This is a genomic window from Nocardia amamiensis NBRC 102102 (assembly GCF_001612745.1).
Taxonomy (GTDB): Bacteria; Actinomycetota; Actinomycetes; order Mycobacteriales; family Mycobacteriaceae; genus Nocardia; species Nocardia amamiensis.
Map to the genome: position 1 here is coordinate 15003 of NZ_BDBA01000026.1, position 19115 is coordinate 34117.

At 64.6% G+C, this 19115-nt stretch carries 20 protein-coding genes; 5 read left to right on the plus strand and 15 right to left on the minus strand.

Annotation, left to right across the window (positions count from 1 at the left end):
• Positions 1-867, plus strand: coding sequence for a hypothetical protein (locus tag NA4_RS40150; RefSeq protein WP_157128871.1), 867 nt, complete (start codon positions 1-3; stop codon positions 865-867).
• A gap of 4 nt (positions 868-871) precedes the next feature.
• Here NA4_RS40150 and NA4_RS07475 read toward each other — a convergent pair whose 3' ends face one another.
• The 12 genes from NA4_RS07475 to NA4_RS07525 form a co-directional block, all read right to left on the minus strand.
• Positions 872-1297, minus strand: coding sequence for a DUF5361 domain-containing protein (locus NA4_RS07475; RefSeq protein ID WP_067466074.1), 426 nt, complete (start codon positions 1295-1297; stop codon positions 872-874).
• Entirely contained in the window at positions 1258-1548 is a 291-nt protein-coding gene (locus NA4_RS07480) for a hypothetical protein (RefSeq protein WP_067466076.1), read from the minus strand. Before NA4_RS07480 ends, NA4_RS07475 begins: the two co-directional genes overlap by 40 nt.
• A gap of 113 nt (positions 1549-1661) precedes the next feature.
• Positions 1662-2249, minus strand: coding sequence for a phage tail tube protein (locus NA4_RS07485; protein ID WP_067466078.1), 588 nt, complete (start codon positions 2247-2249; stop codon positions 1662-1664).
• A gap of 127 nt (positions 2250-2376) precedes the next feature.
• Positions 2377-2814: a hypothetical protein gene (locus NA4_RS07490; protein ID WP_157128872.1), complete on the minus strand. Its 438-nt coding sequence runs from the start codon at positions 2812-2814 to the stop codon at positions 2377-2379.
• Entirely contained in the window at positions 2807-3334 is a 528-nt protein-coding gene (locus tag NA4_RS07495; protein ID WP_067466083.1) for a hypothetical protein, read from the minus strand. Before NA4_RS07495 ends, NA4_RS07490 begins: the two co-directional genes overlap by 8 nt.
• Positions 3335-3801: 467 nt before the next feature.
• Positions 3802-4680, minus strand: coding sequence for a hypothetical protein (locus NA4_RS07500; RefSeq protein ID WP_157128873.1), 879 nt, complete (start codon positions 4678-4680; stop codon positions 3802-3804).
• A 9-nt stretch (positions 4681-4689) separates the two neighbouring features.
• Positions 4690-5019: an EndoU domain-containing protein gene (locus NA4_RS38770; RefSeq protein WP_084496878.1), complete on the minus strand. Its 330-nt coding sequence runs from the start codon at positions 5017-5019 to the stop codon at positions 4690-4692.
• Complete coding sequence (locus NA4_RS07505; RefSeq protein ID WP_157128874.1) at positions 5016-5873, minus strand: hypothetical protein; 858 nt, start codon at positions 5871-5873, stop codon at positions 5016-5018. Before NA4_RS07505 ends, NA4_RS38770 begins: the two co-directional genes overlap by 4 nt.
• A 31-nt stretch (positions 5874-5904) precedes the next feature.
• Complete coding sequence (locus NA4_RS07510; protein WP_157128875.1) at positions 5905-7851, minus strand: EndoU domain-containing protein; 1947 nt, start codon at positions 7849-7851, stop codon at positions 5905-5907.
• A 533-nt stretch (positions 7852-8384) separates the two neighbouring features.
• The gene (locus tag NA4_RS07515) at positions 8385-8582 is read right to left on the minus strand and encodes a hypothetical protein (protein ID WP_067466095.1); all 198 of its coding nucleotides are present in this window, start codon (positions 8580-8582) and stop codon (positions 8385-8387) included.
• A 543-nt stretch (positions 8583-9125) separates the two neighbouring features.
• Entirely contained in the window at positions 9126-9821 is a 696-nt protein-coding gene (locus NA4_RS07520) for a hypothetical protein (RefSeq protein ID WP_067466098.1), read from the minus strand.
• Positions 9818-10621, minus strand: a complete 804-nt coding sequence (locus tag NA4_RS07525) for an alpha/beta fold hydrolase (protein ID WP_067466102.1) — start codon at positions 10619-10621, stop codon at positions 9818-9820. The genes NA4_RS07520 and NA4_RS07525 overlap by 4 nt, the downstream gene beginning before the upstream one ends.
• A gap of 468 nt (positions 10622-11089) precedes the next feature.
• Between NA4_RS07525 and NA4_RS07530 the strand changes: the two genes are divergently transcribed.
• Complete coding sequence (locus tag NA4_RS07530) at positions 11090-11347, plus strand: helix-turn-helix domain-containing protein (RefSeq protein WP_067466104.1); 258 nt, start codon at positions 11090-11092, stop codon at positions 11345-11347.
• A 100-nt stretch (positions 11348-11447) separates the two neighbouring features.
• Here NA4_RS07530 and NA4_RS07535 read toward each other — a convergent pair whose 3' ends face one another.
• Both NA4_RS07535 and NA4_RS07540 read right to left on the minus strand, forming a co-directional pair.
• Positions 11448-11645 (minus strand): hypothetical protein, encoded by a 198-nt coding sequence (locus NA4_RS07535; RefSeq protein WP_067466108.1) that lies wholly within the window; start codon positions 11643-11645, stop codon positions 11448-11450.
• A gap of 320 nt (positions 11646-11965) precedes the next feature.
• Positions 11966-13732 carry a VanW family protein gene (locus NA4_RS07540; RefSeq protein ID WP_245671168.1) on the minus strand — a complete coding sequence of 589 codons (1767 nt, stop codon included), beginning with the start codon at positions 13730-13732 and terminating at the stop codon, positions 11966-11968.
• Between the two features lie 460 nt (positions 13733-14192).
• Between NA4_RS07540 and gnd the strand changes: the two genes are divergently transcribed.
• Positions 14193-15221, plus strand: coding sequence for a phosphogluconate dehydrogenase (NAD(+)-dependent, decarboxylating) (gene gnd / locus NA4_RS07545; protein WP_067466134.1), 1029 nt, complete (start codon positions 14193-14195; stop codon positions 15219-15221).
• A gap of 85 nt (positions 15222-15306) precedes the next feature.
• Here gnd and NA4_RS07550 read toward each other — a convergent pair whose 3' ends face one another.
• Positions 15307-16629 carry an acetyl-CoA C-acetyltransferase gene (locus tag NA4_RS07550; protein WP_067466136.1) on the minus strand — a complete coding sequence of 441 codons (1323 nt, stop codon included), beginning with the start codon at positions 16627-16629 and terminating at the stop codon, positions 15307-15309.
• Between the two features lie 201 nt (positions 16630-16830).
• Here NA4_RS07550 and NA4_RS07555 point away from each other — a divergent pair, with 201 nt between their 5' ends.
• Both NA4_RS07555 and NA4_RS07560 read left to right on the plus strand, forming a co-directional pair.
• Complete coding sequence (locus tag NA4_RS07555) at positions 16831-18189, plus strand: 3-oxoacyl-ACP reductase (protein WP_067466113.1); 1359 nt, start codon at positions 16831-16833, stop codon at positions 18187-18189.
• The gene (locus tag NA4_RS07560) at positions 18186-19076 is read left to right on the plus strand and encodes a MaoC family dehydratase (protein WP_245671170.1); all 891 of its coding nucleotides are present in this window, start codon (positions 18186-18188) and stop codon (positions 19074-19076) included. The genes NA4_RS07555 and NA4_RS07560 overlap by 4 nt, the downstream gene beginning before the upstream one ends.
• Positions 19077-19115 lie beyond the last annotated feature (39 nt).

Sequence of the window (19115 nt, forward strand, 5' to 3'; positions counted from 1 at the left end):
ATGGATGCACCCAGCATGCCCGGCACGGCAGGCTCGCCACCCGACTATCGATGGCAGTATGTCTGGCCGGAAGGCCGAGGAATCAGCTGGCTCTTGCTGATGTCGCCATTTGCCTTGCTGGCCGTTCTGGTCACTGCCGTCGCCATTCAGCGGCGCGATCCGGTGCCGCTGGCGATTGCCCTGATCGGCGTATCTGGGGTGGCGTTCGGAATCGTCCTGGATGCCGCTGCGCGTAGCACGCGTTCCCCATCCATAGAATCAGGCCGAGAATTGCAAACATTCTCATTGCGGCGCAGGTTCCGGCCGGTCAGAACTCTAGTGCTCTTCGGCGGATTGACGACTTTGAGCCTCGGTGCCACACTATCCGGATTCATCGAGCGAAGTGCCTTGCTGATCGCCGCAGGGGCCATAATGTTCTCGATAACAATTTACATCGGTTGGCACGATATCAGATACATCCGTACCGGTCGTCTGATTTTGACACCGCACAGTCTGCGCATCTCCACACATAGGTGCGACTGGGAGTTTCCGTGGATATCATTGACCGAAATAGGTGGTGACGTCGGCTCGTCCGAAGCCTTTATCACACTACAATGCTCCACGGGAGCAATGATTTCGCGCCCCGCGCCGTCCAGGCCTCTGTCGAAATGGCTACCGCCTAATTCCTCTGACAGTGGCCCCTGGCGAGTACCAACTACGCTCTGGGTGGACAATGCAAATTCACTCTTATCCACTCTTCGATACTTTCAGAATCAACCGGAGAAACTTCGCACCATATCGACCTCCGAATTGAAGTCCATGCTCACACCGCCCTCTTGGGAGGATCGGAAGGAGATGGCGCGAATTTATCGCGCTCGATCGAGCTGATACTTCACTCTTGGCGATCAGCCCAGCCGAGAAACTTGTTCAGTTCACCGACACCGACTGAAGTCCCGATACGCTCGGTGGTCGATTTCAACCCGGGCCGGGGTATCGGCTCGGGCCGGTCGCGATTCTGCTGGGCCGCTGTGGTTTTGGACCACACCAGCCACCGGAGCGAGTCGGCCATCGAGGCGAGCAGGTGCTCGTTGAGTTGCCACCGATAGTCGTCGGGCCGCATAGCCCGGGACAGCGCCGAGCCGACCGGCGCCAGTCTGACGATGGCTTTGAGGTCACGCCAGCTGAGTTCCTCCGACCCCAGCTGGCGCAATCTGAGTCCAAGTGCGATCAGGTCGTATTCGATTGCCTCGGTGTGCTCTTCGACCAGAGCATCGAGGCTCAGGATTCCCCCAGGCCGACCCCCGAATGCGCGCGCCATTCATCCAGCAATGCCTGGTATTCGGTGGGATCCATGTCGTCCAGTACCGCAAGCGCGGCAGGCGATGCGCTCATCTCGATCAGGGTATACATCGCATCGACACTGTTCATACGCCGGATACGGCGAATGAAGCCGGGCTTCAGGTAGGACAGCGAGGGAAGACGAACCTCGACGTCGCCGATGCGATGTACGAAGTCCTCCTTGACCCTGGTGATCTCGTCGATGGTGTTCGGCTCTTTCGGGGAAGTCATTGGTTCGCAGACCCTTTCATATCATTTGTGTGCGCAGGATTCGATGGACGGGGCCCAGTGGCGGCGGGCGGGCCTGCGCATAGGTTCGATTCCCGCCGCCAACTGGGGGCTTATCAGGCGGTGCGGTTACCGTCGTCGAGGTAGCGGTAGGCCTTCACACCGGCGTCGTTCTTGAACGCCTCGATGGTGATGTTGAAGCCGGCCAGCTCCTTCGAGACGAACTTCTTCTCGGTCGCCGCGGTGATCTTGGCGTTCGGGAGGACAATGCGGAGCTTCTTGTCCTCGTTCTTCATGTCGAAGATCCAGGCGCGGTGCGGCAGCACCGAACCGGTCTCCTCGACCTTGATCAGCTTGCCCGAAGTGGACGTGGCCGCGGTGGCCGTCACATTGTTCGAGCCGAACACTTCGTTCAGGACGTCCTGGTCCCAGACCGCGTACAGGGTCAGTGCGAAGCGCACCGAGTGTTCGGTCTGCAGCTGCGCGATGATGTCGGCGTTCCAGTCCTTGATCGTCTCGATCTTGCGCTCGCCCTTGGACTCGATACCGTCCTCGGAGACGTAGCCGAGCGCCTTGAACGCGGCATTCGGTGCGTCCGAGGCCGAGGTCGGCAGCGCGGTGGCCAGGGGGGCCACCAGAACGCCGCCGGTCACGGCGATGTCCGGGGTGCCGGCGCCGATGTACTTGCTGGAAGGCAGTGCCATTTCGATTTTCCCTTCGGGATTGTTGCGCAGGCCCTAGGGATTCGGTTTTCAGTTGTGCGACTCCCGGACGGGAGTCATGTGAGAGCGATGCTCTGCACAATTGTGTCGGCACATGCCAGTGCCGAAGTCAGGCGAGAAGCTTCCCTCGTACGCACAGATCGACGATGATCAGCTGCCGCGGGGCGTTCGTCGCGGGGTCGGTATCGTTCTCCACGCCGACGTCATCGATGTAGTCGCACCACACCGTGCCGAGGTAACCGGGCGACGCGACCGACAGTATGGCGCGCACCGTCGCGGCCAAACCGCCTGCGGCTCCGGCATCATCGGAGCACTCGAGGATTACCCGCGGTCGGTCCAAGATCAGGTTGGGTCCGCGTATGCCCTCGCGATCCTCACGGTCGTTACGACGTTTGCGGTCGTTCCGGAGGACGCGCACCATCCGCGTCGGTCGCGGGTCGGGAACCCGTGTCACGACCTGCGCGGTATCCGACAGCGCGGCCAGTTCGGTGGTCAGGTAGTCGACAAGCGTCTTCTCTATATCGGCGAACATGATTCGTTCACTCATCGTGCGGCCGCCTTTCATCGGCTTTTCGGGCCCGCTCGATCCGCTCCCGCAGTCGATCGACGATCCCGGCGTAGGCTTCGGTCTTGGTCGTGGCCTCGACGGCGAGTCCACGCGGATGGGTTGCGCACCACAGCCCCTCATCGGTCTGCTCGACCTCGATATCGTCGAAGTCGTAGAACGATTCCGGGTCGGGTGCGGGCCACTGCCCGTCCTCGTCCTTGGTGACGTGTAACCCGATATCGAACGCACCCGGCATTCCACCCGGAGTCGGCGTCCAACGGATCTCCTCCAGTTCGGGATGCACTCGCACGCCACGCTTGACGAGGTAGTCCGCGACCCGGGTGGCCTGTTTGATACTCGTGACAGCGGGTTCGGCGCGCTTGCGTCCCACACTGTCGCGCCATTCCGGCAGGTGGATCACGGACAACTCCTCCGCAAGCGCGCGCACCTGCGGATCGAGTTCCGCGGTCGCCTCGGATTCGGCGAGCTTGCCGGACAGCGCATGCTGAATCAAAGCCATGAACTCCGGCGTAACCAGCTGCCCGGTATCGGTTTTGGTGTAGCCCGACGGTGGCTGATGGTTACCGAACCGTACGGACCGAACGATTTCTCTGTCAGACATAGTTTTTCGCGTGCCGCTCTATTGGGTTGGTAGTGATGGTTGTCGTATCTCGCATCGCCGGACACGCCGAAGCGGTCCGAGGAGAAGCGAATTTCGATCCGGGAATGCGAGAAGCCTCGAACCGTTACGGTTCGAGGCTCCGTCTCGATGAGGATCGAAAATGTTGTGCGAGTGGCCTACTCGTCGTTCCGCCGCTGAGGAACCTGCTCCGCCCACACTTCGTCGGCCTTACGCCACGAGCAAAGGTTCCGATTCGGCTTGGAATCGGACTTTTCCTGCTCGGACCAGGACCGGCCGTCGATATCCGGTCAGCGGGACACGACGAAGTCGAATAGTCAAGGTGCCGGGAGCACTCAGGCCGATCATTACTCGGCAGTACCGCCCGCGGCTGCGCGCTTGCGCTTCCATTCCTCGAAGCCCGTGATGAAACTCTCGTACTCCACCGCCACCGGCCCATATTCCGGAATGCGATACCACCACCACGCCAGCTCGAGCTTCGAGCGTTTCGCCTTCCACACTATCCAGCGCCGAGAATCCTCCACGGTGAATGATAAATATATCCGATCATATTCGGAAACCCATCTCTCGACCGCCAGGCGAAGAGGCTCGTCCAACTCTGGAAGAATGGCTTCGATAGCGTCTCTAATTCGCAACTCGTCTAGCAGATCGTCAACCGTCCAAGCATTCCACTCGTCACTCTTCCGCGTCGAATCGCTTTCCAGTCTCAGAACACTGGTGGCCCATTCCAGCAGAACCCAGTCGAACGTCTTCACCGGCAATCCGGTTACTCGATGCTCGATCGATTCGAGATGGCGCAGTTCGTCATGGCCCAACGCCTCGAAGGCATCGAAACCCGGCAGTTCACTCGCAACGACCGCGAATACCGGGCCCTCGACCAAACGATCGCGCACAACCAGGTCCGCGATCACCTCGTCACGATTATTGATGAATCTGCCATGCCGTACCGGGATCTTGAACTTGGAAAGTATATCGCACAGTTCAGCATACTCGTCGGGCGTTATCGGTATCCTCTGATTGAAAAGGGAACCCGCTAGTACGTCGACGAGTAAGCCCGTCTCCCCGCCGAACGACATTATTTCGGCGTATTCGACATCCCCGGCGGGCAGTCGATTGACCAGCTTCTCCAGCAGAGCTGTCGATCTATCGTGCAATCCGATCTTACTTCGAGCCACAGCAGGCCCCTCCTCTTTCACTGCCACGTGACGAGTAATCGCCGACGGCATTCGACCATACTATCGGAGCGGTCGCGGTACCCCGTTCTCATCGTTGCGCATGACCCCGGGACCATCCTTGGGGATAGCCGTAACAATATGACCGCTCGGATCGACGACGACGTGGATACGGACGCCATCACGCACTCCTTCGGCCAACCACGTCTTATTCTGAGGCTGCCACGTCGGCGGGCTGTCCGGGTTTCTGGCAATATCTTCGATGGCATCGAGGATCTGCGTACTGGGATTATCCACATCCTCGGGGTCGCCCCAGCGCTCGGGAAACACGGTCTTGCCCGGGACACCGCTGCCGAAGCCGTGCCCGCCTCCGACCCCATTCAGCCCAATCATTGCTCGGCCGCACCGCCTGCGGCTGCACGCTTGCGCTTCCAATCCTCGAAGCCCGTGATGAAACTCTCGTACTCCACCGCCACCGGCCCATATTCCGGAATGCGATACCACCACCAAGCCAACTCGAGCTTCGAACGCCCCGCCTTCCACGCTATCCACCGCCGAGAATCCTCTACGGTGAATGACAAATACATCCGATCATATTCGGAAACCCATCTCTCGACCGCCGGACGAAGTGCCTCACCTAACTCGGGAAGAATGGCTTCGATAGCGTCTCGAATTCGCAATTTGTATAACAGGTCACGAACTATCCAGGCATTCCATGAATCACTCTTCCTCGTCGAATCGCTTTCCAATTTAAGAACACCTGTGGCCCATTCCAGCAGAACCCAGTCGAACGTCTTCACCGGCAATCCGATTACTCGATGTTCGATCGATTCGAGTTGGCGCAGTTCGTCATCGCTCACCGCCTGGAAGGCATCGAAACCCGGCAGTTCACTTGCAATGACCGCGAATACCGGGCCCTCGACCAAACGATCGCGGACAACCAGGTCCGCGATAACCTCGTCGCGATTGTTGATGAATTCGACATACCGCAGCGGGATCTTGAATCTGGACAGTATGCCGCACAGTTCAGAATACTCGTCAGGCGTGAGCGGTATTCTCCGATTTACAAGAAAAGCCGCAAGCCCGTCGACGAATAAGCCCGTCTCCCCACCGAACAACATTGCCTTGCCCTCTTCGACCTCATAGGCGGGCAGTCGATCGACCAGCTTCTCCAGCAGAGCGGTCGATCTCTCGTGCAATCCGGTCTTACTTCGAGCCACAGCAGGACCCTCCTCTTTCACTGCCACGTGACGAATAATCGCCGACGACTCCACCATACTATCGGAGCGGTCGCGGTACCCCGTTCTCATCATTGCGCATCACACCGGGACCATCCTTGGGAATGGCAGTGACAATATGTCCGTTCCGATCAACGATGACTTGGATACGAACGCCATTACGCACTCCCTCAACCTTCCATGTCTTCCTGCCATCCTGCCAAATTGGCACAGTATCCGGGTTTCTGGCAATATCTTCGATGGCATCGAGAATCTGCGTACTGGGATTATCCACATCCTCGGGGTCGCCCCAGCTCTCGGGAAACACGGTCTTGCCTGGGACACCGCTGCCGAAGCCGTGCCCGCCTCCGATCCCATTCTCGTCATCTTCATCAGCGTTGGAGTCGCCCCGGAGGATGTGTACTAGACCGGCCTGGGTAAGGCCGTCGATGTCATCTGGGCCGAAATCTTTGGTTCCATCTTCGGTCCGATCCCATTGATTCGGTCTACGGACAGGGGGCGGCTGCCTTTCCGGCTCGCGCTCCTCCTCCTGCTGATCACCCCACGCCTCCTCTTGTTCGCGGCGTTGTCTCTCGGCCTCTTCCCGTTCGTATCTCGCCCAGTCGTCCTCGTCCTGAGGCGGTCCCTCATCACCGGATTCATCGACAGGTCCCGTATCCGACGGAAGACGCGGCCCCGCCTCCTCGTCACCCTCGATCTCCGGTGGCGTCGTCGGATCGTGCCCACCGGGTTCTCCCGGATCGACCGGGCCGAATTCGGGCGGCGTGGGCAGCTCCTTGGGCGGCGCGGTGGCCGGCGGATGGTTCGGCACGGGCTCGACAGTGGGTGCGCCCGGACTCGTATCTCCCCCCGTGCCAGAGGGATTGGGGATCTCGGGTTTCTTCGGGGCGGTGGGGATCTCGGGCTTGTCCGGGATGCCGGGAAGCTCGGGCCCACTGGGCAATCCGGGGATCTCGGGGAGGTCCGGGACGTCGGGGATCTCCGGACCATCCGGATAGGGCGGCCTGACGACGGGTGGCCGGTTGATATCGGGCTTGGCAGGAGCTGCGGGGGGCGGGTCGTCTTTGAGAAGGTTGTAGAGACCCTTTCCGCCTTGGATTGCGGGCCGGGCACCCTTGAGCGGCGGGACGACCAGCGAAAAGAAGGCTTCCACTTCATCGGTGGTCGCCACGACGCTGCCCGGATCGAGCCGCCCGGTTCCGGTGACGATGAGCTCGTCATCTTGGTAACCGAAACTGACGTAGGCACTCGTCTGCGGATCGAAAATGCCGATGAGCTTGCCGTTCTCGTCATAGGACGCCGTGAACGTCTTCTGCTCACCATCGGCACCGTTGTAAATCAGATGCCGAGTCGTATTGGCGCTCGCGGAATCCGGATTGATCGGCTGGAGCTCCCACGTGCTGCCGTCGAAGTTGTCCACGCCCACCGTGCCACCCGGTGACCGCACCACACCGGGCTCCGGCTCGGTGGAAGGCAGCTTCATCGGCTTGACTTCGCCGGTATCCGGATCCACATAGCTGAACCGCGGCGGCTCCGGCTTCGCAGGCGCAAGACCAGGGCTATCGGAGTAGTACGGTGGATCCGTCGGCGTCACCTTCGGATCCACCGTCGTGATCGCCGGAGGCAGATCCGTCAACACCGGATCGGTCGGCGCCCACCGCGGACCCTGCGGATTCGGCACCGTATCGGGCTTCGGAATCCGTTTGCCGTTCTCGTCCAAGTCCGTGAACGCCTGCGGGTCTACAATCGGCTTCACCTGCGGCACATCGGACTTAGGATCGATCTGTTGCTCGATGGCCCGCACCATGTCCTGCACATTGAAAATCCGCCCGACCATCCGAGCCGCACTCTCCGGCGTCATTCCGTGAAAGTTCTCGACCCGGCCCGGTGAGGCGGAAGCCTGACTCGAAGAACCCGAACCGGTATTCACTTTCGGAATCAGCCTCGCGAACCAGCCCGCGTTGTCGCGAACCCAAGACAGATCCACCTCACACCGCCGGACCTGTCGCGCAGCGCGGTCCGGCGACAGACCGTTCCGAGCTGGATGCGAATTTCGCCATGCGAAATCACCTCATCTATCAGTTGAATTAGAGTCCGGAGGCGGCAATGCCGCCCGGACCGAAGCCGGTGAAACGAGAACCCGTTCAGATCCCGCGATGCCGTTGGATGGAACGTCGGCATTCCGAGAGTTGGACCGTGCAGGACGCGGCGTAGAGTGCGGCCATGCCGAGAGCGTTCTGGCGGGGTACCGAGAGGCTGGCGGAAATGTTTCCGGCGTGGCGCCACCGGCTGGATCAGATGCCGACGAAAGGCCGGATCAGTGGCACGAGGTGGCAGACCAGTTCGAGTAGGTCGAAGGCGAGAGCGAGCATCGGGGTTCACCTCCTCTCCGTGGATGGGATGCCCCACCCCCGGCTCGTAGCAAAACCGGGGGTGGGGCGGGCGCCCCGCGGCTCGGACCCTCTGCGACCGCGATTGCGTTGCGGGAGAAAGGAGCCGCGCGGGGCGGGTCTGGTGGGCTCAGTGGCTGCGTGAGGAGTCGGGGACGATGCGGCCTAGGCTGATCAGAGTTCGCAACGCTTGGTCCTTGCGGCGGCAGTAGTCGGTGGCGCATTCGCGGTGTACGCGCATGATCTGGTGGGCCAGGTCGATGGTGGGCGTCGTCGGTAGTGCGCCGTGAGCGTTCAACTCCAGCAGTTCACGCACGGCGTCGTTCATGGCTGCCTCCTCGCGGATGGCCGACCGGAGCACGGCCGGGTGGGATGGAGGCCCCACCCTCGGCCTGGAGGGGCAGGCCGGGGTGGGGCGGCAGCCCGGAGATCGGCGCGTCTGCGCCGCGCACCGAGGTGGCGGGAGACGGGCGGCGGGTCCGGGCTGATGCGGCAAGCTCTGCCCCGCTTGTCAATCGACATCGGAAGGGTTTCGGGGGCGTGCCGCATGTTCGTGGGAGCTGAGGAACTCCGGTTGGAACGACTGTGGCCCTGTGCGTCCGAGTTCGGACGCACAGGGCCACGACGAGTGATATCGAGAAGATTTGGGAGAGCGGGAATTCCGGTCATTCCCGGGATGAGGGCGCAGCTCTGGCGCTGCACAAAGCTTCGCCTAAAGCGCGAACAATGTCAACCCCCGAATACCGAAATGCATGGAAATACCAGGTAGAGCGGCTATTCGACCCATGCAAACGAAGATCGCCCCATCTCGACAGAGATGGGGCGATCAGCGTCCGAGCCAAATATGTAGTGACACACTGCGTCGCAGCCTTTACCTTCGCTTCTTGTTGTCGGCAGGCACCCGCCCTCGCGTCGGATATGCCCGGTGTGCGTCCACTACCTCGCCGACCACGAACATTTCCGGCCACCCTGGCGCCCACGGCCCCGGTATCGGAGCGATCTTTCCGGCATCCCTGAGCGTCCGGATCCGCCGGACGGTGAGATTTCGGTATTCCTCGCCCAGTTCCTTTGCCAATGTGGCGATCCCGGACGCGTTGAGTCGATGCTCGCGGGCCTGCTTCACCTTCACTTCGTCCCATACGATCGGCGGGGCGGGCGGGCAGATGATCCGCAGTGCGGCCTGAACCACCGACTGGATCTCGTCGAGCGCCGTCTCGGCGCCTGCGGTCATAGCGAGTGCGACGAGATTCCGATCGAGCCATCGGGCCAGGCCGGCGGTGGAGGGCGAACCGTCGTAGTCGAGTCCCCGCTCTTCGCAGACCAGGCGGGCCCAGGTGACCAGTACCGCGTGGAGTTCGTCGGCCGCGGCGGCCGCGGCGGGGTTGAAGGGCAACGGCTGTTCGCTCGCCCTGCGATCCATCCGGTAGTCGCCGCGAGTGCTCAGCCGTGATTGACGGGTGCGTGTCAGCTCGAGATCGTCGGCGATGCCGGGTATCTCGCGGAGAAGTTCGGCGAGGGCGCGGAGTTGAGAGCGATCGAGGAAGAGGTGGTCGCGGTGCTCGGTCACCGGATGGCCGCCCTGGTGGCAGAGCAGTCGCGGTTGATCGCCTCGGCGAGGCGGCGGGCATGTCCGTGCCGGATGTAGTCGTCGGTATGCCGCCCGTCCACCAGGTAGCCCCGAGCGAAGGCCGCGGCCGAACCCCAGCTTCGCCAGTGCTGCGGCGACCACCATCGTTGCAACCGACGGTGCACCGCCACCTCGACCAGGCTCTCTCCCCATCGCAGCATGGCCTGCGGGGAGGCGACGCAGAAGTAGGCACTCAGGTCGGCGATCGAGCGGAGCGGGTTTCCAGCGGGCAGCGCGGTGATCGGATCGCCCGGCGCCGCGACCCAATACGTCGGAACACCCTTGACATTCCGCTCGCCCGCGATACCGTACCCGCCCGGATCCGGCCCGAGGCATTGTCCGGCCGGGCGCAGGGGATCGGCGATGAGCGCGCATGCGATCACCTCGAGGTGCGGTAGTTCGCCGCGCCCGATCGCGGCGGCGACGTCACCCGCGATGGCCGCGCCTTGGGAATACCCCACCAGCACCACACGGTTCGGCGTCGCTTCGACGGCGGCGATCAGTGCCCGTCCACCCGCGGCGAGGCTCTCGGCGTACGGAACACTCCTGCCGTAGTCCGCCGGATACGGAACCAGACGCGAGGTGAATCGATCTTGATCCAGTTCCGCGGCGAAGGCGGCGGTGACGTTGTCGCCGTGGGGATTCCAGGTTCCGCCGACGATCAGGACGTCGATGCGCTCCGGGCTGCGCGCCGACTTCGATACCGACGCCGCGGTAGCTGATCGATCGCCCGAGCTCACGGTCCCGACCGCGGAATAGATATGATTTCTGTCACAAAAAGTTTGAGACGGACCGTCCGCGAACCCCTCGGCGGCCGCCCGCGGCGACCATCCCCATGATGTCGTCATCGCTCCCCCGCCCGCGGGAGCAGGTCGACGGTGTGGCAGCCGACCAGTGACGCGATGCGAGCCAGTTCGTAGAGAGTGAACGAACTTCGCGCAGCTAACCGGCGTCGCAGGGTTGCTGCCGGTATTCCAGTGTGTTTGACCAGGTCATCTAGGCCGATACCCCCTCGTGCGAGAGCGCATCGCACACGCTCCGCAACCACTAAGTCCAAATGATCCATACGGAGTACTCTAAGGTCCGTACGGACCTTTGCCAACCCCGATTGGAGTGCTGCCCACGCCGGGGGTGACCCAGCGCGTCGCCAAAACCGACACTCGGCATGTCGTTTGCCAGGTAGCCGTTCGGACCTCAGAATGGTCCATATGGGTGCGAAAGAGACGGCTTCGGGCATCAACCGTGCGGTCGGCAACGAGCTGCGGGCCGCTCGAGCGCGACGGGATCTGACCCGTCAGCAGCTGGCGGGACTGACCGGCCTGGCCGTCAGCACGATCCAGCGCTTCGAGAACGGTGAACGGTCACCGGATATGCAGCAGCTGCATGCGCTGTGCCAGGCGCTGGAGATTCCCATGCGGGAGTTCGTCACCCTGGCCTTGAAAGATATCGAGCGGCCGGAGGACTGAGCAGCTCGGCACGGTCGATGCGATCGACCGTGCCGAGCCCGACGTCCCGGACAGCTGCTCTACCCAGCGAACGGTTTCCGGCAGACCCGCGACCGGTGACTCACGCGCAGCGCGAACCGGCCGCACCCTTGACCGCGGATTCGATCGCCACTTCGGCGTATTCGACGACGGCCTGCACAGTGTCCACCCCCATAGCCCAGGAAGTCAGGACTACATCGCACAATGTCGCAGTGCCGTGCAGGATTCGGTCTGCCGCATCGTCACCGATTGCCACCCCCAGCGCTGCCGCGGCTCCCATGCCTCGCACTGCCACTAACTCCGTTACCGAGCCGATACGGTCCACGACCACAGTTCCCCTTCATATCAGTGCTCTGACCTCGAGCGTGACTCCGAAACGGAGTCGAACTCCCGTCCCAGAATCACGGTAGTTATATCCCATCGCCGCCCACCAGGCGCGCCAAAGTTTGCCTGCTACACAATGTTTCGCAGGTGAGGCGTTCTGCGGTACCCTCGTCGTCCGTTAGCTGAAAGTTCGCGACAGCTGTCCGATTCGCACCATTTCAGGACGGCGACTTCCGCGCTGCGGCGTGGCACTGCGAGGAATGCGCCGGGGCCCTCTCACTCACACTTGACGACAGGAATCGGGTCGTACTTCACCGTGCGCGTGGCGCGGGAGACTTCACGTCCGGTTTTGCGGTCGGTAATGACGCGGGTGTCGGAGATGGTGAAGCCGGGAGCGCCTTCGGAGGCGATGCAGTCCTTGCCCTTGGGCAAAGTGATGGTCTTGGGCTCGGTCGGTTTGGTCTTCTCGCCGGTGATGGATTCGACGTCCACCGTCTTGGTGCCCCACAGGCGAACGGTCACCTCCGAGTCGGTGACGAAAGCTTCGATGTAAACGCCGGTTTGGCTGTTGTTGCGGAATTTGAGGTCGATCGCGCCATCGAAGACGGTGGCCTCGCGGGCGGCCGGGTAGCGGGAGATGTAATAGCTGTGCTCGGTATGGCCCGCGTCCTCCATACCGGCGAAGTACGCGGCGTTGTACAGCGTGGTGGCGAACTGGCTGATGCCGCCGCCAACAGCCGTGCTGGGGCGGCCGTGGTCGATGATGCCGGACTCGACATATCCTTCCGCCGTACCGCGCGGGCCCGTGAATTCGTTGAGCGAGAACGTTTCTCCTGGCTTCACGATCGCGCCGTTGACCTTCCTGGCCACGGTGCGGATATTGACGCCGGAGGGTCCACTGAAACCGCTGGTGGTGAACGAACCCACGGTTTCGGCGATGCCGAGGCCCTGCGCGGCCTCGGTGGTCACCTTCGGTTCGATTCGCTCGTAGACCGCCTGGCCGGTCCGCTCGCCTTGGGCCACCAGCAGCGCGTTGAACTGTTCGAAGGTCTTCGGCCAGTTGATCTTGTCGCCGACCACCGCGGGAACGACCGCGGGTCTACCGCCGGAGAGCGCGAAGGTAGCGTCCTTCGGCTCGACTTCCGTTGGCGCGAGTTGCGGGGCGAGCAGACCGATCGCGGCATCCTGGTTCACCGACAGGGCCAGACCGCCCTGTCCGTCCGGCGCGAAGGTGAGCACGGACGCGATCTGTGCGGGATCGAGTCTGGCGGCGGCACCCTTGCCCGCGAACGTGATCGGCGCCTGCACCGCGGGCTGCGCGATCTCGCGCAGCGCCTGGTCCACCGCCTCGGGACGCACGCTCTGCGGCGCGGGCACGACCGGAAGATCCAGTGGTCCACCGGTGATCCAGTTGCCGACCAGTTCGGCGCGTGCGGGCACCGGATCGAGCACGCGCCCCGGGACCGGCGGCACCGCAACGGGTTTGGCGTTGTCGAAGACGATGGTGCCCTCGACCGTGGGACGGTCGTGCACCCGCAATTCGGACAATTGGCGTTCCAACGCGGATTCGTCGACCGAGCTGACGATCGCGACGTCGCGAGTGGTGAAGAACGAGGTGAGCCGGGTGAGCGGATTGAGCGGCTGGGAGCCGATCCGCGACCAGGTGGCATCCCAATTCACGGCGAGTCCGGCGGAGCCGGGCACGATGGCGGTCTGCACGTCGCCGATGCGCAGCGGCAGTTCCCGGCTCGCTCTCGGCTCGAGTTCGGCCCGCAAGCGGGCATCGGCCGCGGACTTGTCCATGCCGCCGATGTCGACACCCGCGACGACCGTGCCGCGGGGCACCTCGCCCGAGGACAGCGCCCAGTCCACGGCGTACCCGAGGCCCGCGAGGGCGAGCACGGCGCCGACCGCGATGCCGACGCGGCGCAGCACGGCGATATCCGGGCGGTTCGGCGGCGGGCCCGAAATCGGACGGCGGCCTGGCGCACGGCGCGGCGGCGGAGGCCGCCGCGGGCCGGTGTGCATGGGCTGGGTGGGCATTGCATCGCCATGCCACCCGACCGTTTGGTCTGATTCCTGGGGTCGATCCGCCCCGAGGAGCTGGCGCCATCCGACCTCGCCACCCGCTCTAGGGCCGCGGTCTCCGGTGCTCGGCTGGCTCGTCACGAACCGTCCTCCACGTTCGATTGAATTGTGGACCCGCAACGACACGAGTCCCCACCAACGATAGTGGCCCCTGCCGACCGGGGTCGGCACAGCACGGATCAGCAGCAAATCCCGCGCAAAAGAGCCGGGTACAGCACGCAAAGAGGCGCCGCGCAGTTGCCGGGTCGGGGGTCTGGCAACTGCGCGGAGCCGTCCTGTTTATCGGCGGACCGCACGCGGCGTTACAGCGCCGCACGACCGTGATCGAACCCACGCGGGAGAATCGAGAGAGACCGCCCCTGGGGTGGCTCGCGCTGGACGCCGCAAGACTTCGCACACGAGGGAGATGGATGGCATGCAGCTTGGAATGATCGGCCTCGGCCGAATGGGCGCCAACATCGTGCGCCGGATCGTCGCCGACGGGCACACCGCCGTCGGGTACGAGCGCCGGGCACAGCACATCGAGGAACTGCGCGCCGAGCTCGGGGACGGCTTCCAAGGCAGCACCGACCTTGCCGAGTTCGTGCGCATGCTCGAGACGCCGCGCGTGGTCTGGGTGATGATCCCGGCCGGCGCCACGGGCGCGGTGATCGACCAGGTTGCCGAACTGCTCGAGCCAGGGGACATCGTCATCGACGGCGGCAACAGCCGCTACCACGAGGACATCAGGCGGGCCGAGCGGCTGCGGCCCAAGGGCATCCACTACCTGGATATCGGCACCTCGGGTGGGGTGTTCGGCCGCACGCGCGGCTTCTGCCTGATGATCGGCGGCGAGGCGGAACAGGTGAAGTACCTGGACCCGCTGCTGAAATCCATCGCCCCGGGTCTGGCGGCGGCCGAACGGACGCCCGGGCGCACCGGCGAGCCGTCCACGGCCGAGCTCGGCTACCTGCACTGCGGACCGGCGGGCGCAGGCCACTTCGTGAAGATGGTGCACAACGGCATCGAGTACGGCGCGATGGCGGCCTACGCCGAAGGCTTGAACATCCTGCACAAGGCCAACTACGGCGCCGAGCACGCGGGCGAGTTCTCCGCGGAGGAGGCGCCGCTCGAGCACCCCGAGTACTACCGGTACGACCTCGACGTGCCCGAGGTCACCGAGGTGTGGCGGCGGGGTTCGGTGGTCGCCTCCTGGCTGCTCGACCTGACCGCGGCGGCACTGCACGCCGACCCGGACCTGGCGTCCTACAGCGGCCGGGTGTCCGATTCCGGCGAAGGGCGCTGGACGATCGATGCCGCCATCGATACCGGCGTGCCCGTGCCGGTGCTGTCGTCCGCCTTGTTCACGCGGTTCTCGTCCCGGGGCGAGGCTCTCTACGCGGACAAGGTGCTCTCGGCGATGCGGAAGGCATTCGGCGGCCACGACGAGCTTCCCGGCGAGTAGGCGATCACAACGCGGCCCCCGATCGGGAATTCCGATCGGGGGCCGGTTTCGTTGTGCGGCAATTATTTCCCGGCGCTCGGGGCGATCAGCGCTCCAGGATGGCGACGACGCCTTGGCCGCCCGCGGCGCAGATGGAGATGAGCGCGCGCCCGGAGCCCTTTTCGGCGAGCAGCTTCGCGGTGGAGGCGACGATGCGGCCGCCGGTCGCGGCGAAGGGGTGGCCCGCGGCCAGCGACGAGCCGTTGACGTTGAGCTTGCTCCGATCGATCGAGCCGAGCGCGCCGTCCAGGCCGAGGCGCTCCTTGCAGTAGGCGTCGGACTCCCACGCGGCCAGCGTGGCCAGCACCACGGAGGCGAATGCCTCGTGGATCTCGTAGTAGTCGAAGTCCTGCAGGGTCAGGCCGTTGCGGGCGAGCAGGCGCGGCACCGCGTAGGTCGGCGCCATCAGCAGGCCGTCGGGGCCGTGGATGTAGTCGACCGCGGCGACCTCGCTGTCGACCAGGTGTGCCAGCACCGGCAGCTTGTGCTCGGCGGCCCACTCCTCGCTCGACAGCAGCACGGCCGACGCGCCGTCGGTCAGCGGGGTGGAGTTGCCCGCGGTCATGGTCGCGTCGCCTGCCTTCACCCCGAAGACCGGCTTCAGCGTGGCCAGCTTCTCGATCGTGGAGTTCGGCCGCAGGTTGTCGTCGCGGGTCAGGCCCAGGAACGGCGTGATCAGGTCGTCGAAGAAACCGCGGTCGTAGGCGGCCGCCATATTCGTGTGCGAGAGGTAGGCCAGCTCGTCCTGCGCCTCGCGCGCGATGCCGAATTCCTTGGCGGTGATGGCGGCGTGCTCACCCATGGACAACCCGGTACGCGGTTCGGCGTTGCGCGGGATCTCGATGCCCAGCATGCTCGGGCGCAGCTGGCCGACCAACTTGAGACGGTCTTTGTTGGTCTTGGCCCGGTTGGCGTCCAGCATCCACTCGCGCAGGCCCTCGCTCACGCCGATCGGGGCATCCGACGTGGTGTCGGTGCCGCCGCCGACACCCGCCTCGATACGACCCGCGGCGATCGCGTCACCGACGGTGGCGATCGCCTGCAGGCCGGTGCCACACGCCAGCTGCAGATCGTGGGCGGGGGTGTAGGGGCTCAGCTTGCTGCCGAGCACGCTCTCCCGGATCAGGCCGTGCTCGCCGACCCGCTTCAGTACCGCACCGCCGACGACCATGCCGAGCCGCTCGCCCTGCAGGCCGAAACGGCTGACCAGCCCGTCCAGCGCGGCGGTGAACATGTCCTGGTTGGAGGCGTGCGCGTACGCCTTGTCGGAGCGAGCGAACGGAATCCGGTTGCCGCCAACGATGGCGACCGGGCGGGGCGTCTTACCGGTCTTGGCGGTGCTCTTCGCCGAACGGGCTTTGCTAGTCACTCGAGTCTCCAAGGTCTCGTGGATGGATGTCCCGGCGGCCCGGCCCGGCGTGGCGGACTCCACGCAGATCGGCGCACCGTCGCGGTTGTTTACAACAAACTTACTCTGGAGTAAGTTCAATGTCGACACGTACCCCGCAAAAGTGCGCTAGCAGACCACGCCGGGGCGACCTCCAAACCGAACTCAGAAAAGGTAGGAATAGTGGCAGCCAGCAAGAACAAGGGTGCTCCCAACCTCTACGGATCGTTCGTACACTCCGCTCCCGGCGCGTTCCTGGCCAGCAAGCTCGGCCTGCCGCAGCCGGAGACCCTGCGCCGCTACGTCAAGGGGCAGTCGCCGCTGCCCGGTCCGGTGCTGCTCGGCGGCAAGGGCCGGGTCGCCGAACCGGTCCGCGCGCTGCTGTCGGACTACACCTTCGCCGACGCGCCCAGCCCCGAAACCAAGTACGGCGCCATGGTGTTCGACGCCACCGGCATCGGCACCATCGAGGACCTCTCGCAGCTGTTCGAGTTCTTCCAGCCCACCATGCGCAGCATCGGCCCGTCCGGCCGCGTCGTGGTCATCGGCACCACGCCCGAGCTGGCCTCCAGCGTGGACGAGCAGATCGCGCAGCGCGCGCTGGAGGGCTTCACCCGCTCGGTGGCCAAGGAGCTGCGGCGCGGGGCGACCGCCCAGCTGGTGTATTTGCACCCCGAGGCGCAGGCCGCCGCGACCGGTCTGGAGTCGACCCTGCGCTTCCTGCTCTCGGCCAAGTCGGCGTTCGTCGACGGCCAGGTCATCCGCGTCGGCAAGGACGACGCGAGCGCACCCGCCGACTGGGACCGCCCGCTGGAGGGCAAGGTCGCCGTGGTCACCGGCGCGGCGCGCGGGATCGGCGCGACCATCGCCGAGGTGTTCGCCCGCGATGGCGCCCAGGTGATCGTGGCCGACATCCCGGCAGCGGGCGAGGCGCTGTCGCAGACCGCGAACAAGGTCGGCGGCACCGCGCTGGCGCTCGACGTGACCGCCCCCGACGCCGCGGAGAAGCTGGCTGATTTCGCCACCGAGCGCTTCGGCGGCATCGATATCGTGGTGCACAACGCGGGCATCACTCGCGACAAACTGCTGGCGAACATGGACGAGGGCCGCTGGAACTCGGTCATCAGCGTGAATCTCGCCGCGCCGCATCGCATTACCGAGGGCTTGGTGGCCCGGGGCGCGCTGAAGGAGGGCGGTCGCGTGATCGACGTGTCCTCCATCGCCGGCATCGCGGGCAACCGCGGCCAGACCAACTATGGCGCGTCCAAGGCAGGTGTCATCGGCATGGTCGCCGCCGAGGCGCCGAAGCTGGCGGAGAAGGACATCACCATCAACGCCGTCGCCCCCGGCTTCATCGAGACCGCGATGACCGCCGCCATCCCGCTGGGCACCCGTGAGGCGGGCCGGTTGATGAGCTCGTTGCAGCAGGGCGGCCAGACCGTCGACGTCGCCGAGACGATCGCCTACTTCGCGAGTCCGGCCTCGAACGCGGTGACCGGCAACGTCGTTCGGGTCTGCGGGCAGAGCCTGATCGGAGCATGATGGCCCACGGCGCAGCAGCGGGGGAACAGACACAGGTCATCACGCTCAGCGAACCGCCGAAGAACAGCAGGCTGTTCGCCAAGGCGGCGCTCGGCGCCGTGCCGCTGCTGTCGGCGCGCAAGCCGACGCTGCCGGACCGAGCTGTTCGGCTGGAGGGCCTGCGGGTCGCCCCGGAGCACCTGGCCGCCTACTGCCGGGCGACCGGTCTGCGGTTCGGCGACGCGCTGCCGCTGACCTATCCGTTCATCCTCACCTTCCCGCTTGCCATGCAATTGGTGGTGGCGCGGGACTTCCCGTTCGTCGCGGTAGGTGCGGTGCACGCGGAGAATGTCATCGAGCGCACTCGCGACATCTCGGTGAGCGAGCCGCTGGACATCCACACGCACATCGAGAATCTACGCGAGCACCCGAAGGGCCTGCTCGTCGACGCGATCAGTGACGTGAAGGTGGGACGGGAGCTGGTGTGGCACCAGGTCACCACGTTCCTGCACCAGCAGCGCACTTCGCTGTCGGGCGGGCCGAAGCCGGAGCCGAAGCCGGAGGAGGTCCCGCCCCCGCCGCTGCGCACGTTGCGGGTGGACCAGAAGACGATCACCCGATACGCCGCGGCGTCCGGTGACCACAACCCGATTCACACGTCGGCGTTGGCCGCCAAGGCATTCGGATTCCCGAAGTCGATTGCGCACGGCATGTGGTCGGCGGCCGCCGTTCTCGGCTCGGTCGAGGGCCGCATTCCGGAGAAGACCACGTACGTGGTCAAGTTCGGCAAGCCGATTCTGCTGCCCTCCACCGTGAACGTGTACGCAGACCAGGCCGAAGGCGGCTGGGATCTGGCGCTGCGCCACCCGAAGAAGGGCTACCCGCACCTGACGGCGACCCTTCGCTGAGCGACCGAAGCCGCTGCCGGATTCAGGCGAATCCGGCAG